Raw genomic sequence first — 16,775 nt, 5'->3', positions numbered from 1 at the left:
AGGCTAGGCGGGCACCGGGTCCAGCAGGCTGTTGTAGATGGCGATGATCTTCTCGGTTTGCACGGATTGGCGGCCGCTGTCCCGGTGTTCGGTGGCGACGCCGGACATTTCCCGCAGCCGGTCGCGGTCCGAGGCGAGCGCACGAATCGCCGCCGCCAGTGCGGACGGGGACGGGTCGGCCGCCAGGATGCCCCCGCCTTCGGGAACGGTTTCGCTCAGCGCCGGGTCGCAGTAGATGACGGGCGACGACATGGCCACCGCTTCGAGCAGGACGAGGCCCTGGGTGTCGAAATCATAGGAGGTGAACAGCAGCGCGTCGCTCGACCCCATCGCGACCAGGCAGGCTTCGCGGTCGACGCGACCGTGCAGGCGGACGCGGTGAGCGAGTCCGGCCGAGTGGATGAGTTTCCGCATCGACGCCTCGAGGTGTCCCTGCCCATAGATGTCGAGTGTGCAGTCGTCGACCTGGGCGACGGCCTCGATCGCTTCGAGAGCCCGCTTCTCCGAGGACAGGCGCCCGCACCAGACGAGGCGGAGCGGCTCGTCGTCCGACAAGGCGGCGACCACGGACGTCCTGGCCCGGTCGACCACGTCGTCGTCAAAGCCGTTGGAAATCGCCGATATTGGACGCGTTACCCCGCGCCTGGCCAGCGACTGCGCGAAATGCCGGGTCGGCGTGATCTGATGATCCACGGCTTGCGCGTTCGCCACCATGAACCGCCACGCCAGTCGCGAAGCCACGCTTTCCTTTTCGGGGGTCAGGTGGAATTCCTGTGCGAGGTACCGCTTCTGCACCTGGCTGACCAGAATCGCCAGGAACAGCGGAGCCGGGGTGGCTTGCTCGAAATACGTGTCGTAGCGGGTGTGTTTGGTCTGGACCACCGGAATACCGTGCCGCCGAGCGGCTTCCACGCCGGCTATCGCCACACCCAGGTCACCCTGGGTGTGCACGATATCGATGGGCCCGCGGTCGGCGAACGCCTCGTCGATGATCGCGCGATTCGCCTTGGAGGGCCAGACCAGAACATAGTCCTCGTGCCTGCCCAATTTGCGCATGATCGGGTCGATGACGGGCACCGGCTTCAATTCGACGACACAGGGGTCGGGGTCGACCGCGCCGGGCATGGGCGCCGTGAAGACCGTGACCCGGTGCCCACACTGCTCGAGCGCACGACGCTGAGTGGCCACCGAAACTTGCGTCCCCCCGAGGCCGTCGGGGTGAAGATCGGTGAAAAGTGCGACATGCATCGAAAAACCTCGCGAAGAGTTGAGCCGGGTGACGGTTGCCCATCGGATTGGTCGGCAACCACGATCGCCCCGCCCGCTCTGCCACGAGGGAGACCAAGCGGTCGTCGGACGCATCCTACTGACCGACCCGGCGGCACCCACAGGGTGTGGGCACCGGGACGGTCGCGACCGCGCTAAATCAGCGCACGTGCGAGTTCGATCCCGCCAGCACCGCATGGTCGTCGTCGTCCCACAGCAGCAGCTGTCGGACCGCCGGCCGCGGACCGTAGGGCCGCAACATCGTGCTCGCCGGGCGCGGGCGCACCCGCTGCGGCCACCAGAACCACCGCCCGAGGATCTTCGCGACGGAGGGCGTCATGAATGAGCGCACGATCAGCGTGTCGAACAGCAGGCCGAGACCGATCGTCGTGCCGATCTGACCGAGAACCTGAAACCCGCTGAACACGAACGCACACATGGTGACGGCGAAGACGATGCCCGCCGAGGTGACCACCGATCCGGAGCCCGCCATCGCGCGGATGATGCCGGTGTTCAGGCCGGCATGAATTTCTTCCTTGAACCGCGAGATCAACAGCAGGTTGTAGTCGGATCCGACCGCCAGCAGCAGGATCACGGCAAGCGCGAGCACGACCCAGTACAACTGGATGCCGAAGAGGTACTGCCACACCAGAACCGACAACCCAAACGAGGCACCCAGCGACAGCGCGACGGTGCCCACGATGACAAGCGCCGCGATCAGGCTGCGCGTGATGATCATCATGATCAGCAGGATGAGACTCAGCGCGGCGAACGCCACGATCATCAGGTCGTACTTGGCGCCGTCCTGGATGTCCTTGTATGTCGAGGCGGTCCCACCGAGATAGATGCCCGCGCCCGCCATCGGTGTGCCCTTCAGGGCCTCGCGCGCGGCCTTGGCCATCGGATCGATGTGCGAAATGCCCTCGGGTGTCGCGGGATCACCTTCATGCGTGACGATCATGCGCGCGGCCTTGCCGTCGGGCGACAGGAACAGTTTCAGCCCGCGCTTGAAGTCGGGGTTGTTGAAAACATCGGGCGGCAGGTAGAAGGTGTCGTCGTTCTTGGCGGCGTCGAACGCCCGCCCCAACGCCGTCGCATTGTCGATCGCGGCCGCGGTCTGCGCGTAAATGCCGGACAGCGTGGCGTAATTGGCCAGCGTCAGATCGCGATTGGTCTGCTGGCTGTCAATCTGGGGAGGTATGAGCGCCACCAGTTTCGGCTGCAGCGCGTCGAGCTTGTCGAGCGAGGCCGTGAGGCCTTCGAACTTTTCCGTGAGTTGGTCAATGCCGTCGAGCGCGTCGAAGAGTGATCGGAAAGCGAAGCACGCGGGAATGTCGAAGCAATGCCGTTCCCAGTAGAAGTAACTCCGGATCGGCCGGAAGAAATCGTCGAAGTTGGCGATCTTGTCGCGCAGATCCTGAATGGTGCCGAGAGTGTCGTGGAAGCTTTGGGTCTCGTCGTGGGTGGTGTTGGCGAGCTGCTGCTGCAATTCGTACTGCTGCCTGAGGATGTTGATCGTTTTGTTCAGTTCGTTGGCCTGCTTGAGGGCATCCTCGGCCCGATCCCGTTGATAGGTCAGGTTTTCCTGCTGCGCCGCGCTGGAATTGCTGACCACGAACGCCAGCGAGCTGTGCACCAGCGGGGTGCCCAGCGGACGGGTGATGGTCTGCACCTGCGCGACGCCGGGGACGTGAAATACCGCCTTGGCGACCTTGTCCAGGATGAGCATGCTCTCCGGGTTACGCATGTCGTGATCGGTTTCGACCATGAGCAATTCGGGCTCCAGCCGGGCCCGCGAGAAATGCTTCTCGGCGGCCGTGTAGCCGACGTTGGCCGGTGCGCTGGCAGGCATGTAGGGACGAGTGTCATAACTGGTCTTGTATCCGGGCAAGGCGATCAGCCCCACCAGGGCCAGCGCGCAGGCCGCGGCGAGAACGGCACCGGGCCAACGGACGATGGCGGTGCCGATCCGCCGCCAGCCGCGGGTTCTGACCGCCCGCTTGGGGTCGAAGATGCCCACCCTGGCGCCCAGGGTGAGGATCGCGGGCCCCAGGGTGAGCGCGGCGCAGAGTGCGACCAGGATGCCAAGCGCGGCCGGGATACCCAAACTCTGGAAGTAGGGCAGCCGGGTGAAGCTCAGACAGGCGACCGCGCCGGCCACGGTCAGCCCGGAACCCAGCACGATATGGGTCGTGCCGTGATACATGGTGTAGAAAGCCTTTTCGCGGTCTTCACCGGTTCCGCGCGCTTCCTGGTAGCGGCCCACGAAAAATATCGCGTAGTCGGTGCCCGCGGCAATCACCAAGAGCGTCAACAGATTCGTCGCATAGGTCGACAGCCCGATGACGCCCGCGTTCCCGAGAAACGCGACCAGTCCCCGCGCCGCCGACATCTCGATCAGGACCGTGGCGAGCACCAGCAGCGTGGTGAGCACCGAACGGTAGACGAAGAACAGCATCAGGGCGATCACGCCGATGGTGATCGCCGTGACCTTGGCCGTTCCCTTGCTGCCGACGTCGAACTGGTCGGAGATCAGGGGCGCCGCGCCGGTCACGTACGTCTTGACGCCGGGCGGCGGCTTCATGCGATCGACGATGTCCCGCAGCGCCCCGACGCCCTCGTTCGCCAGCGCCGAGCCCTGATTACCGGCGAGGTTCACCTGAACGTAAGCGGCCTTGCCGTCGCTGCTCTGCGACCCCGCCGCGGTCAAGGTGTCGCCCCAGTAGTCCTGGACATGCTCGACGTGCTTTTTGTCCTGCTCGAGCCGGCGGACCATCTCGTCGTAGAAACGGTGCGCGTCCGCGCCGAGCGGCTTGTCGCCTTCCAGCACGATCATGGCCGAGCTGTCGGTGTCGAACTCGTGAAACTTTTCACCGATGCGCTTGATGGCCTTGAGCGACGGGGCGTCGGGCGAGTTCAGCGCCACATTGTGCGTCTTGCCAACCTCTTCCAACTGCGGCACCGCGATGTTGGTGATGGCGGCCAGCGCCACCCAGAACAGCAGGATGGGCAATGCGAGGCGACGGATGGTGCGCGGGATGCGGGCCTGCGGCTGTTCGTGGTTGCTCATCGGGAATTCATCCAGACTTGTCGAGGCAGAAGGTGTAGGCGTCGGCTTTGTCAACGGTGCGTTGGTCTTTCACTTCCCCGTTGACGGTGATGCGGCAGCCGAGGCTGTCCCCGTTGCCCTGCGCGACGACGTTGCCGATGACCGCGGGCTCCGTCGTGGTGATCGTGAACGACCACGGCAACGGGGCGTCCTTCACTTGCTGCGGCTGGGCGTTGACATCAAGGTAGTTGATGGTCGCGGTTGCGCCGGGCCTGCCGAAGACCTCGAGCACCACCTGCTTGGGGTTGAACGGGACGATCTCGTTGGCCAGATTGCTGTCGGCCGAGGCGCTGCTCTGGGAGCCGAAGATTCCGTGCAAGCGATAGATGGCGAAGCCCGCGAGCACGACGACCAGCACCGCAACCATCACCATCCACCCGCGCCTGACGAGGGCAACCAACGAAATCCCCTTCACCCGTTCACCTTTCGATCATCGGGCGACACCATCACCCCCGAACCGACGGCTTACAACCGGCGGGACGGGCGTGATCGACAGGTATGACAGTACGGTACGGGACCGTACTGTACAAGAGACGCGAGCGTACACATTCCGTCTCGGCGGATTAACCCGGCGTTACGCGGTGGTTCTGGTCAGACCCGGGATGAGGAACCCGTCGACGAGCGCCTGCACGGTGCGGCGGGTGGGCGGCCGGCCGGGGATGATGGACCGGAAGATGAGGTACCCCGGCAACAGGTCCCAGAGTTCGTCGGTGATCACGTCCTCGCTGATCTCACCGCGGTCGACGGCCTGGTGCAGCACATGCTGAATCAGCGCCTTGCGCTGCTTGAGGAATTGCTCCTGCAAAGCGTCGTTGAGCGCCGGGTGCCGCGACACCTCGACCATCACCGCGCGAATGGTGCTGGCGTGCTCGGTGCCGTGCTGGCCGCAGGTCTCCCCCAGACTCAACAGATCGCCTCGCAACGTGCCGGTGTTCGGCGGAAGCGCGACCTGGCGAACGCCTTCGGTGAAGGCGGCCAGGACCAATTCGGCCTTCGAAGGCCACCGCCGGTACACGGTGGCCTTGCTGGCGTGGGCGGCACCGGCCACGGCCTCAACGGTCAGCTGGTCGTAGCCGTGTTCCTGCAATAGCCGCAGGGTCACCGCCAATATCTCGGCCTCGCGGGGTGACCACGGCGATGCCTGCGTGCACTCCTCGACCGTCTGCGTCATAGCGCCCACGATAGGACCGCTACGGCGATGCGGGCCACTTTATGACCGGAATCGCCCTAGCGACCGCCTCAACGGCCTAGTCCCCCGGTGTTACCGGCGGACCCTCGGCCAACAGCTTCCGGAAGCCGTCCTCGTCGAGGACCGGCACACCCAGCTCGATCGCCTTGTCGTACTTGGATCCCGGTGCGTCCCCGGCGACGACGAAGTCGGTCTTCTTTGAAACCGAACCGGCGGCCTTTCCCCCGCGCGCGATGATCGCCTCTTTGGCGTCATCGCGCGAAAAACCGGCCAGCGAACCGGTGACGACAATCGTCAGCCCTTCCAGGGTGCGGGGCACGCTGGCGTCGCGCTCGTCGGCCATCCGCACCCCCGCGTCGCGCCACTTGTCGACGATCGCGCGGTGCCAGTCGACGGTGAACCACTCGGTGAGCGCGGCGGCGATCGTCGGTCCGACACCCTCGACCGCCGCCAATTGCTCAGTCGAAGCCGACATGATCGCGTCCAGGCTGCCGAATTCGGTGGCCAGTGCCCGCGCCGCGGTCGGACCGACATGCCGGATCGACAGCGCCACCAGGACCCGCCACAGCGCCACCGTTTTCGCCTTGTCCAAGTTGTCGAGCAACCGCCTGCCGTTGGCGGACAACGCGCCGGCCTTGGTCCGGAAAAGCTCGGTGCGCAACAGGTCTTCCTCGGTGAGGGTGAACAGGTCGCCCTCGTCGGCGATCGCCCCGGCCTTCAGCAGCGCGATGGCCGCCTCATAGCCCAGCCCCTCGATGTCGAGCGCTCCGCGGCCGGCGACGTGGAAGACGCGCTCTCGCAGCTGCGCCGGGCAGGACCGCGCATTGGGGCACCGGATGTCGGCGTCGCCCTCCTTGGCGGGGGCCAGCGTCGTTCCACATTCGGGACACGTTGTGGGCATGACGAATTCGCGCTCGGACCCGTCCCGGAGGTCGACGACGGGGCCGAGCACCTCCGGGATCACGTCACCCGCTTTGCGGATCATCACCGTGTCGCCGATCAGCACCCCCTTGCGCTTGACCTCGGCGGCGTTGTGCAGCGTGGCCAGCCCCACGGTCGACCCGGCCACCTTCACCGGCGTCATGAACGCGAAAGGCGTGACGCGGCCGGTGCGCCCGACGTTCACCCGGATGTCGAGCAGCTTGGTCTGTGCTTCCTGGGGCGGATACTTATACGCGACCGCCCAGCGCGGCGCCCGCGACGTCGTTCCCAGCCGGCGCTGCAGCGCAAAATCATCGACTTTGACCACCACGCCATCGATTTCGTGGTCGATGTCATAGCGGTGCTCACCCCAATACCCGATCCGCTCCTCCACGGCGGCAAGGCCACGCACGCGCGCGGTCTCTTCGGCCACCGGCAGGCCCCAGGCTTTCAACGCGGTGTACGCCTCGTGCAACGTCTTGGGCGCGAACCCGTCGGTGCGGCCGATGCCGTGACAGATCATTCGCAGCTTGCGCCGGGCCGTGACCGCCGGATTCTTCTGGCGCAGCGAGCCGGCCGCGCTGTTACGCGGATTGGCGAAGGGCGCCTTGCCGTCCTCGACCAGGCTCGCGTTGAGCGCCTCGAAATCGGCGAGCATGAAGAAGACCTCGCCACGCACCTCGAGCACGGCGGGAATCGGCAAATCCCCACTGGCAGTGAGCCGCTCGGGCACGTCGTCGATGGTGCGCGCATTGAGCGTCACGTCCTCGCCGACCCGGCCGTCGCCGCGCGTGGCGGCCCGTTCCAGCCGGCCGTGGCGGTACACCAACGACAACGCCACCCCGTCGATCTTGAGTTCGCACAAGTAGTGCGGCTCACGTCCGATCTCGTTCTCGACGCGGTTGCTCCACGCGACCAGCTCGTCGCGGTCGAACACGTCGTCGAGGCTCAACATTCGCTCGAGGTGCTCGGCCTCGGTGAAGTCGGTGGCAAAACCGGCCCCGCCGACCAGCTGCGTCGGCGAATCCGGAACCCGCAGCTCCGGGTAACGGTCCTCCAGCGCGACAAGGTCGTTGAACATCTTGTCGAATTCGGCGTCGGAGACGATCGGCGCGTCCTTGATGTAGTAGCGGAACTGGTGTTCGCGGACTTCATCGGCGAGTTCCTGCCACTGCCGCCGGATCTCGGGCGCCACCGAATCAGCTTCTGGTGAGCTCACCCTCGCAGGCTATCCGAGAACTCCGACACTCCCGACTCAGTCCTCGACGTATGCCCGCAGCCGGTCCACCGCCGCATCCCACCGGCGCGACAACGCGGTGAGGTAGTCACTGGCCTGGGCCAGGGGGGCCGTCCGCACCGTCCAGACGCGCTCGCGACCCCGCTTGCTGCTGATCACCAAACCCGCCGACTCCAGCAGCTGCAGGTGCTTGCTGGCGGCCTGCCGGGTGACCGGAATGGCGCCGGTGAGCTGCGATGTCGAGCTCGGGCCCAGATCGCACAGCCGCACGATGATGCGCAGCCGGTTCGGATCACCGAGGGCGTCGAAGAGCGGCGCGCCCACGGCGGCGCGCCCGCTCATTCGCGGACTTCTTCCACATACCTGCGCACCAGGCCCGCCTGCATAGCCCACCCCTCGGCGTTGGCCTTGAACGAGGACGGGCGGCGCGCTTCGGGAATGTCCTCGAATCCGGATTCGGTGATGGTGAGCAGCACGCCATCGGGTGCCTCCGCCAAGGTGAACTCGACCAGCGTGGTCGGCTCTCGCCCGTAATCGACGTCGGGGTCGACGGCGAAGGGGTGCCAGCGATAGGCGAACCGCCGTTGCGGCTCGACCGCGACGATGTGCCAGGTGCTTTTCACCCCCGCGTGCGGCTCCTGCCGCTTGGCGACCTCGTCGTCGACCGTGGTCGGGCTGATCACCGCGGCGACCGACGTCCCGGCGACGAACGGCCCGTCGAAGCGGACGCCGAACCAGCGGCCGAATTCGTCGGCGTCGCTGATGGCCCGCCATACCCGCTCCAACGGTGCGCGCAACAGCACGCTCTTCTCGATCCTCATACGCAACCTCCTGGTTGCCTATGAGTCCAGCACGCCACCGCCAAAAGCGCAACTTTCTGGTTGCGTTTCAGATGGCGTCGGGATCCTCGGCGAAAGCCTCGGCCGCCTGGCGGGCCAGCCCGATCGCCAGGCGGGCCCACTCGGGCGTCGCACCGGCCAGGCCACACGCCGGCGTTACGCCGATGCGGTCGCGCAGCGCCGAGCGAGCGAAGCCGAGCCGATCCGTCACCGCGACCAGCGCGGTGGCCACCTCTTCGGCCGACGGCCGCCGCGGCGGTGCGCTGGCGGCGATTACTCCCAGCATGACCGTGCGGCCCGATTCGACGAATCCGGCGATACCGTCGAGATCCGCCGCGACCAACGTGTTGGCGTCCACCGAGACCGCATCAAAGCTGCTGTCCTGCAACATCTTCCACGGCAGCTCCGGGGCGCAACTGTGCAACAGAACCTCGCCTCCGACGGTGGCGACACAGGTGTCGAGCAGGGCGACGGCCACCGCTTCGTCGAGCGGCGCCACCGGGCTCAACGCCGTCACACCGCCCAGCCGCCCGCCCAATGCCCTGGGCAGCGACGGCTCGTCGAACTGCACCACCACCGGCGTTTCAAGGCGGCGGGCCAGCGCCGCGCGGTGGCCGGCGACACCTTCGGCCAACGACGCCGCCAGATCGCGCACGGCGCCGGGGTCGGTGATCGCCCGGTGGCCATTGGCCAGCTCGAGCTCGGCGGCCAGCGTGATCGGCCCGGGAGCCTGCACCTTGAGCACGCGGTCGCCGCCACCCAGGCCGGCCACCTCCCAGGCCTCTTCCAGCGCGTCCATGTCCTCGTCGAGGAGGCTGACGGCGCGGCGGGTGACGGCGCCGGGCCGGGAGGCAACTCGATAGCCGCGCGGCACGATGTCGATGGCCACATCGATCAGCAGCGCGCCGGCCCGGCCGAGCATGTCGGCGCCCACTCCGCGGGCGGGCAGCTCGACGATGTGGGGCAGCCCGCCGGCCAGCTCACCGACGACGACCTCGGCGGCCTCCCGGGGCTTGATCCCGGGCCACGACCCGATGCCGCTGCCGCTCGCGAAAACACTCACCCGCCCAACCGTATTCGACGTCACCGCGGACGCCCGTGACCAGGGGTGTCTGCCGCGCGTCCGCACGGGTAGGTTCGACGCCAGAAGGGTGCGAAACGTGTCGAGGATGGCGAGATTGGCACGGCCGCTGCTGTGGTGCGGGGCGGTGGTGCTGGCTGCCGCGTGCACCCGGGTGGTGGACGGCGCGGCGGTGGCCGGATACGGTGCCCCGCGCGGCGCCGTGCAGGGGGTCAACGTGGACACGGTCCTGCTGGACCAGTCGCGGATGCGCGCGATCACCGGCGCCGGCGAGCACCTCACGATCATCCCCTCGATGGACGGCACCAGCCTGGTTGACATCGACGCACTCGCCGACACCACGCCGCGCGAATGCCGATTCATCTACGCCGAGACGGCGACGTTCGGACCCGAGGTCGAAGAGTTCCACAAGACGACCTTCCAGGACCCGCCCGACGGCGCGCTGATCTCAGAAGGGGCGGCGGCCTACCGGGACGTCGACACCGCACGGCGCGCGTTCGGTGCGTTGGTGACCACGGTCGGGGACTGCGCGAACGGCTCGTCCGGCCAGCAATACGTCGGCGACTGGAAGGCCGACGCCGGTTCGCTGCACCTGCGGCCCGGTGGCTGCGGCCGCGACTATCGGCAGCGTTCGGTGGCCATTCTGGAGGTCACGTTCTGCGGCTTTGCGCAATCGGTGTCCGACATCGTGATGACGAACATCGCCGCGAACGTGCCGAACTAGCCCGCGGTGGCGGCGATGGTGGCGCTGCCAAGCACTTCGTCACCGTCCGGGTCGGGACGGTAGAGCACCAGCGTCTGACCACACGCGACGCCGCGCAGCGCGGCGCGCAACCGCACGACCAGCTCGTCGTGCACCAATTCCGCTACGGCACCGACAGTTTCACCGTGAGCCCGCACCTGCACCACGCACTCGACGGGACCGGACGGCGGTCGGCCAGCGGTGAAGACCGGCTCGCGCCCCCGCAACTCGCGCACGTCGAGGTCGGCCGCCTCCCCCACCCGCACGGTCGCGGTGTCGGCGTCGATGGCCGTCACATAGCGTGGGCGGCCGTCGGGCCCCGGCCCCGCGATGCCCAGGCCTTTGCGCTGGCCGATGGTGAAGCCGTGCACTCCGTCGTGCTCCGCGAGGACCGCGCCGTCGGCGCCGACGACGGTGCCACGGCGGACCGCGATGCGCTCGCCCAGGAATGCCCGGGTGTTCCCGGACGGGATGAAGCAGATGTCGTGGCTGTCCGGCTTTTCGGCGACCGCGAGGCCGCGCCGGGCGGCTTCGGCGCGGATCTGCGCCTTCGGGGTGTCGCCGATCGGGAACGTGGCGTGGCGGAGCTGGTCGGCGGTCAGCACGGCCAGCACGTAGGACTGGTCCTTGTCGCCATCGACCGCGCGGCGCAGCCGCCCGCCGGACAGCCTGGCGTAGTGGCCGGTGGCCACCGTGTCGAAGCCCAGCGCAAGGGCTTTCGCCGACAGCGCCGAGAATTTGATTCGCTGGTTGCACCGCACGCAGGGGTTGGGCGTTTCGCCGCGCGCGTACGACGACACGAAGTCGTCGATCACGTCCGCCTGGAACCTTTCGGCGAAATCCCATACGTAGAAGGGGATTCCGAGAACATCAGCGACGCGGCTCGCATCCGAGGCGTCCTCTTTGGAACAACACCCCCGCGAGCCGGTGCGCAACGTGCCGGGCGCGGTCGACAGCGCCAGGTGCACGCCGACCACGTCATGCCCGGCGTCGACCATGCGGGCGGCGGCGACCGACGAGTCGACGCCACCACTCATCGCGGCAAGGACCCTCACTTAGGGAGCCCCCGCGGCGGCCAGGGCGGCACGGCGGGCGCGGTCCACCGCCGCGGGCAGCACCTGTAACGCCGCATCGACGTCAGCATCAACGCTGGTGTGCCCCAAAGACATTCGTAGAGAACCGCGGGCGCTCGCCGGATCGGCCCCCATCGCGAGCAACACATGCGACGGCTGCGCGACGCCCGCGGTGCACGCAGATCCGGTCGAACACTCGATTCCGTTGGCGTCCAACAGCATCAACAGCGAGTCACCTTCACAACCGCGGAAGGTGAAGTGCGCGTTGCCCGGCAACCGCTGGGGGTACCTCCCGCTTGCGGGGGACGGGTCGCGGGCACCGTTGAGGCCGACGTCCTCGATGCCGGTCAGCACCCCGTCGATCAGGCGATCGCGCAACGCCCGCAGCCGCGCGCCGTTGGTCTCGAGGCCGTCCACCGCGATGCGGGCCGCGGTCGCCATGCCGACCGCCCCGGCGACATCGGCGGTGCCGGAGCGAATGTCGCGTTCCTGTCCGCCGCCATGGGCCAGCGGCGCACACGCCACGTCGCGGCGCAGCAGCAACGCCCCCACGCCGGGAGGGCCGCCGAATTTGTGCGCGGCCACGCTCATCGCCGAAAGCCCGCTGGCGGCGAAGGCCACCGGCAGCTGTCCCACCGCCTGAACGGCGTCGCTGTGCATCGGAACCCCGAATTCGGCCGCGACGGTGGCGAGCTCGGCGGCCGGCATGACGGTGCCGACCTCGTTGTTGGCCCACATCACCGATACGAGCGCGACGTCGTCGTGGCTGCGCAGCGCGTCACGCAGCGCCGTCACCGACACCGATCCGTCGGCGGCGGTCGGCAGCCAGGTCACCTCGGCGCCTTCGTGTTCGACGAGCCAGTTCACGGAATCCAGCACGGCGTGGTGTTCCACCTCGCTGGTGATGATGCGCCGACGGCTTGGTTCGGCGTCGCGGCGGGCCCAATAGATGCCCTTGACCGCCAGGTTGTCGCTTTCGGTCCCGCCCGCGGTGAAGATGACCTCGGAGGGCCGGGCGCCCAGCCGGTCGGCGATCAGCTCGCGGGATTCCTCGATGCGCCGCCTCGCCGTCCGGCCGCTGGTGTGTAGCGAGGAGGCGTTGCCGACCGTGCCGAGCACCGCCGTCATCGCCTCGACGGCGGCGGGGTGCATCGGCGTGGTAGCCGCGTGATCCAGGTAGACCATGACGCGACCCACGATACCGGCTGGTCGAGGGGCCTCCGGAGGCACTGTTCGGTCGTGGCGATCGCAAGCGCGGCGGAGCCGGGCGCCGCGGGTCGCCACTATTTGGTTAGGAGGCCACCAGCATGGGCCCTTGACCAGCGGGCCGGGGCGCTCCGACGCCCACCACCGACTGGCAGCGGCTCGCCAACGCTCGCCGATCGGCCCCCGGGAGCTGCAGAGATTCGACGTGCACCCGCGCCAGCGTGCGCCGCACGGCGAGCAATCTGCGGATGGACCGCCCCAGTGTCTCGTCGCCGACGAAGGCCGGCACGGTCGAGACGCTGCCGTCGACGTGGTGGTAGGTCAGCCGAAGCGGCTGCACCGGCCGGCCGGCGTCGATCGCCGCCTGGAACATCGCGGGATAGAACGCCCCGCCGTCCCGACCACACCAGGTGGTGCCCTCCGGGAAGCACACGACCGTCTGGCCGTCGTGCAGCCGGCGGGCGACGGTGTTCACCACCGCGGGCAACCGCCGCAGACTGGACCGCTCGATCGGGATGATCTTCAGGATGCGGGCCACCGTCCCCGTGGCGAGCCCGGAGAACATATCGGCCCGGGCGACGAAAGAACCGGGCAACACCGACCCGATGGCGAAGACGTCGAGCCACGACATGTGCGGGCTGACCACCAAGACGCCGCGCAAATTGCGTATCGGGCTGCCGGTCACCGTGATCCGAATTCCGAAACAGCGCAACACCATCCGGCAATAGATGCGCTGCACGCGGGTCCGGCCCGGCAGCGGTATCGCCAGCAGCACCACCCCCGGCGCCAGCAGCAGTGCCAGCATGACCCGGAGCGTCACCCGCAGCGCCACCAGCAGCGGTGGAGACGCGACCACGTCGCCGGCGCTCACGCAACCGGCGTCACACGAGGCGCGCGGTAGCCAGGAGTGCCCGGTGCGAGCGGAAGTGTTCATCGGTCGTCGCCCGCCAGCTGCGCGGCGGCCGACACGGAGCGCAGCCGCTTCAGGTATCGGGTATCGGCCCGCCGCTTGTCCAGCAGGACGCAGAAATCCCCCACGCCGAAGTCGGGGTCGTGCGCGGGCTCGCCGCACACCTGGGCGCCCAACCGCAGGTACCCGCGCATCAGCGCCGGGACCGACGGCCGTGCCGGGGCTGGGATGTCGTCGAGGGCGGTGCCGTCGACGATCACCGGCCGGTACGGACGCACCCGGTACTGCGCCGGGGCGGCGTGCCGGCTCAGGATGAAGTCGCGGACGCCGCGTAGCTGACGGCCCGGCACGCGGTTTTCCGGGTCGTCGGAATCCCCGCCGATGGGCACCGACACGCAGCCGGTCACGTAGTCGTAGCCGTAGCGATCCAGGTAGGCCAGGATGCCCGCCCACATCAGCAGCACAACGGCGCCGTTGCGGTGACCCTCGCGCACCACTGCGCGTCCCATCTCAACCAGCGACGGCCTGAGCGGATCGAAAGCACGGATGTCGAATTCCGTCGCGGTGTAGAGCCCTCCGGCCGCGATCGCGCCCGCCGGGGCCAGCATGCGGTAACAACCGACCAGTTCACCGGTGTCGTCGTCGCGGACCAACAGGTGGTCGCAGTGCTCATCGAAGCTGTCGACGTCCCGTCGTTGGTAGTCGTTCGCCGGCAGCGCGAAGCCGGGCGTGCTGGTGAAAACGTCGTACCGGAGCCGCTGCGCGGCCTCGATCATGCTGGCGTCGGTGGACAGCAGGAGCGAGTAGCGGGGTCCGGCGGCCGAACCGGCCGCCGGGCTTTCCGGTTTGTCGCTGGGTATGAGGACAGAAGCAATGCTCATGACACACAACGTGGCCGAACCGATGAGCTAGTCGGCATCGGGGCTGTGACATGTCGGTGCACGCCAGATGACGAACTGTGGCGAAAACGGGCGCAAGGAAACAGCTGGTCAACGGCCGGGAAAACAATTGTCGAGCCGGTCGCCGCCGACCGAACGTCAGGAAATCTGCAGTGGCGCGCTCCAGCGCACGCGGGTGCCGCCCCCGGGCGGACTGGTGATCGCGCAATCGCCGCCGAGGTCTCTGGCGCGGCGGGTTATAGCGTCCATGCCGCAGCGGGATTGATGGTCCGGGCGGGTGCCGCTCCCGTCGTCCGTGACCTCGATGAGCAGCTCATCGGTGACGGTGACCTCGACGGCGATGCTGGCGGCGCGGGAGTGCCGCACCGCGTTGCCGAGCGCCTCGCGGATGACGGCTTCGGCGTGTGCGGCGAGTTCGTCGCTCACCGCGGTCATCGTCCCCGCCATGCGCAGCGTGGTTCCCTCGTTGTCGTCGCCGGTGAGGCGCCCGAACGCGTCCTGGACGCGCTCGGAGAAGCTGCGCCGCCGCGCCTGCGGGTGCTGCAGATCGAAGACAGTGCGCCGGATGTCACCGATGACGGCCTGCAACTCGTCGACGGATTCGGTCACCCGCGCCGCGAGTTGCGGTGAGCGGAGGCGGGCGACGACGCCTTGCAGTTCCATGCCGACGGCGAAGACGCGGCTGATGACCTGGTCGTGCAGATCGCGGGCGATGCGCTCGCGGTCGACCAACACGCTGAGATCCCTCGCGTTCCGCCGTTCGGTGGCCAGCGTGAGGGCGATCGCGGCATGATCGGCGAAGTCGCGGACGAGGTCGAGATGCTCTTCGTCGAAGGGGCGCGCTTCGCTGTTGCGGGCCACTACGATCACGCCGAGCGTCTGCTGGTCGGAGCGAAGCGGCATCAAGATCGCGGGTCGCTCGCCGACGTCGGTGAACGCCGGGATCGGGCGGCGGAACGTCTCGGTGAGCAACGGGCGGCCAGACCGGAACACCTCCCCGGTGGTCGATCCCCGGACCGGGACCTCTTGTCCCAGAACCGCATTGGCGTGCAGGCCGACCGCCGCGGACACCACCAGGCGGTCCACCTCATCGCTGGGTAGATCGGGGTCGGCCGGAACGAGGACTATCGCCTGCTCGGCGTCCGTCAGCTCCGCCGCGCGTTCGGCGATCAGTTGCAGCGGCGGCAGGTCCGGCTGTGACTCCGTGAGCAGGGCGGTGCTGATCTCGCGGCTCGCGTCGGTCCACCGGGCGCCGGCGCGGACCCGGTCGAACAGCCGGGCATTGTCGATGGCCACCGACGCCGCCGACGCGAGCGCCCGCACCGTGACCTCGTCGGCCTCGCTGAAGGCGTGCCCGGGCCGATCGTCGGTGACATACAGGCTGCCGAACACCGCGCCGCGAATGATCACGGGCATTCCCAGGAAGGCGCCCATCGGGGGGTGGTGTTCGGGGAATCCGACGGCGGCCGGATGGTCGGACAACTGCGCCAGGCGCAGCGGCTCGGTTCGGTCGCGGAGGGCGCCGAGCACCCCTTTGCCCACCGGTAGGTGCCCGACCAACCCCACCGTGTCGGCATCCATGCCGCTGTGCACGAAGGACGCCAGGGTCCCCTCCGAGCTCCACACCCCGATGGCGCCGTAACGGGCGCCGGTCATGCCTATCGCGGCGGCCAGGATGCGGTGCAATACCGCGTCGAGTTCGAGATCGGAGCCGATCTCGATCGCTACTTGCAGCAGCTGTCCCATCTGCTGACGCTCGGCGACCAACTCGTCGAGTTGCTCGTGCATCCGGCTCAGATAGTCGGGGCTACGCAGCCCGAAAGCCGATTTACCCTCGTCTACGCGCATCTTCCGACCTTCCCCGACTGATGCCCGGCGGCCGGAGAGCTAAGCCGAAGCCCCAGCTGAAAATGTTTGCTGTCCTGGCCAATTCACCATGGGGGTGGGGCCTTGCTTCGCCGGTAGAAGCCACTCTAGCAGCCCAAACATCGGAAATCTTGGTGTTGCTACGCGTTACGAATAGCCGTAACATGGCGTTATGGCCGCGCGCCGCTTGCAGTGTTGGGAGTGCGGCACGGCTTTTTACGGCCGTGCCGACGCACGCTATTGCAGTGGGGCCTGCCGACAGAAATCCCACCGCGCCAGCGTGCGACGCCGTGCCGCCGAAGACACCGTGCCGGTACCCGGCCTGGGCGACGCCATTGCGCGGGCGCGAGAAGTCCGCGAGGCGGCCCGCGCCACCCGCGAACGCGCGGAGGCTACGCGCAAAGCATCAGAAGCCGCCGGAGTGCAGTTGAGCGATG

General features: G+C 68.1%; 14 protein-coding genes. 1 reads left to right on the top strand and 13 read right to left on the bottom strand.

All coding sequences use genetic code 11. The annotated features are described in order from the left end of the window. Positions 1-3 precede the first annotated feature (3 nt). From A5709_RS20760 to A5709_RS20725, 8 genes are all read right to left on the bottom strand, one after another. Positions 4-1,248: a glycosyltransferase gene (locus A5709_RS20760; RefSeq protein ID WP_068122062.1), complete on the bottom strand. Its 1,245-nt coding sequence runs from the start codon at positions 1,246-1,248 to the stop codon at positions 4-6. Positions 1,249-1,426: 178 nt separating this feature from the next. Beyond that, positions 1,427-4,336: an RND family transporter gene (locus tag A5709_RS20755; RefSeq protein ID WP_068122060.1), complete on the bottom strand. Its 2,910-nt coding sequence runs from the start codon at positions 4,334-4,336 to the stop codon at positions 1,427-1,429. A gap of 7 nt (positions 4,337-4,343) precedes the next feature. Continuing rightward, complete coding sequence (locus tag A5709_RS20750) at positions 4,344-4,790, bottom strand: MmpS family transport accessory protein (protein ID WP_197501106.1); 447 nt, start codon at positions 4,788-4,790, stop codon at positions 4,344-4,346. Between the two features lie 159 nt (positions 4,791-4,949). Next, entirely contained in the window at positions 4,950-5,546 is a 597-nt protein-coding gene (locus tag A5709_RS20745) for a TetR/AcrR family transcriptional regulator (protein WP_067948380.1), read from the bottom strand. 76 nt (positions 5,547-5,622) lie between these two features. Next, positions 5,623-7,704 (bottom strand): NAD-dependent DNA ligase LigA, encoded by a 2,082-nt coding sequence (ligA, locus tag A5709_RS20740; protein WP_068122057.1) that lies wholly within the window; start codon positions 7,702-7,704, stop codon positions 5,623-5,625. Positions 7,705-7,740: 36 nt separating this feature from the next. Continuing rightward, the gene (locus A5709_RS20735) at positions 7,741-8,064 is read right to left on the bottom strand and encodes a helix-turn-helix transcriptional regulator (protein WP_068122054.1); all 324 of its coding nucleotides are present in this window, start codon (positions 8,062-8,064) and stop codon (positions 7,741-7,743) included. Then, complete coding sequence (locus A5709_RS20730) at positions 8,061-8,543, bottom strand: SRPBCC family protein (RefSeq protein WP_068122053.1); 483 nt, start codon at positions 8,541-8,543, stop codon at positions 8,061-8,063. The genes A5709_RS20735 and A5709_RS20730 overlap by 4 nt, the downstream gene beginning before the upstream one ends. 67 nt (positions 8,544-8,610) lie before the next feature. Then, positions 8,611-9,624 carry a methionine synthase gene (locus A5709_RS20725; RefSeq protein WP_068122049.1) on the bottom strand — a complete coding sequence of 338 codons (1,014 nt, stop codon included), beginning with the start codon at positions 9,622-9,624 and terminating at the stop codon, positions 8,611-8,613. A gap of 106 nt (positions 9,625-9,730) precedes the next feature. Here A5709_RS20725 and A5709_RS20720 point away from each other — a divergent pair, with 106 nt between their 5' ends. Further along, on the top strand, positions 9,731-10,366 hold the full coding sequence (locus A5709_RS20720) for a sensor domain-containing protein (protein WP_067948390.1): 636 nt from the start codon (positions 9,731-9,733) through the stop codon (positions 10,364-10,366). On the opposite strand, the gene mnmA is transcribed toward A5709_RS20720, so the two are convergent. From mnmA to A5709_RS20695, 5 genes are all read right to left on the bottom strand, one after another. Continuing rightward, complete coding sequence (mnmA, locus tag A5709_RS20715) at positions 10,363-11,439, bottom strand: tRNA 2-thiouridine(34) synthase MnmA (protein ID WP_067948393.1); 1,077 nt, start codon at positions 11,437-11,439, stop codon at positions 10,363-10,365. The two genes, A5709_RS20720 and mnmA, sit on opposite strands and share 4 nt — an antisense overlap. Beyond that, entirely contained in the window at positions 11,440-12,642 is a 1,203-nt protein-coding gene (locus tag A5709_RS20710; protein WP_068122046.1) for a cysteine desulfurase family protein, read from the bottom strand. 106 nt (positions 12,643-12,748) lie between these two features. Continuing rightward, positions 12,749-13,597 carry a 1-acyl-sn-glycerol-3-phosphate acyltransferase gene (locus A5709_RS20705; RefSeq protein ID WP_067948397.1) on the bottom strand — a complete coding sequence of 283 codons (849 nt, stop codon included), beginning with the start codon at positions 13,595-13,597 and terminating at the stop codon, positions 12,749-12,751. Next, the gene (locus A5709_RS20700; RefSeq protein WP_068122042.1) at positions 13,594-14,454 is read right to left on the bottom strand and encodes a GNAT family N-acetyltransferase; all 861 of its coding nucleotides are present in this window, start codon (positions 14,452-14,454) and stop codon (positions 13,594-13,596) included. Before A5709_RS20700 ends, A5709_RS20705 begins: the two co-directional genes overlap by 4 nt. A 156-nt stretch (positions 14,455-14,610) precedes the next feature. Then, a complete protein-coding gene (locus A5709_RS20695; protein WP_231987023.1) occupies positions 14,611-16,260 on the bottom strand; it encodes a GAF domain-containing protein in 1,650 nt (549 codons plus the stop codon). Positions 16,261-16,775 lie beyond the last annotated feature (515 nt).

The sequence above is a fragment of the Mycobacterium sp. E1386 genome, from assembly GCF_001672745.1.
Classification (GTDB): domain Bacteria; phylum Actinomycetota; class Actinomycetes; order Mycobacteriales; family Mycobacteriaceae; genus Mycobacterium.
The sequence above is the reverse complement of the archived record's forward strand: the minus strand, read 5'-3'. Positions and strand labels throughout refer to the sequence as shown.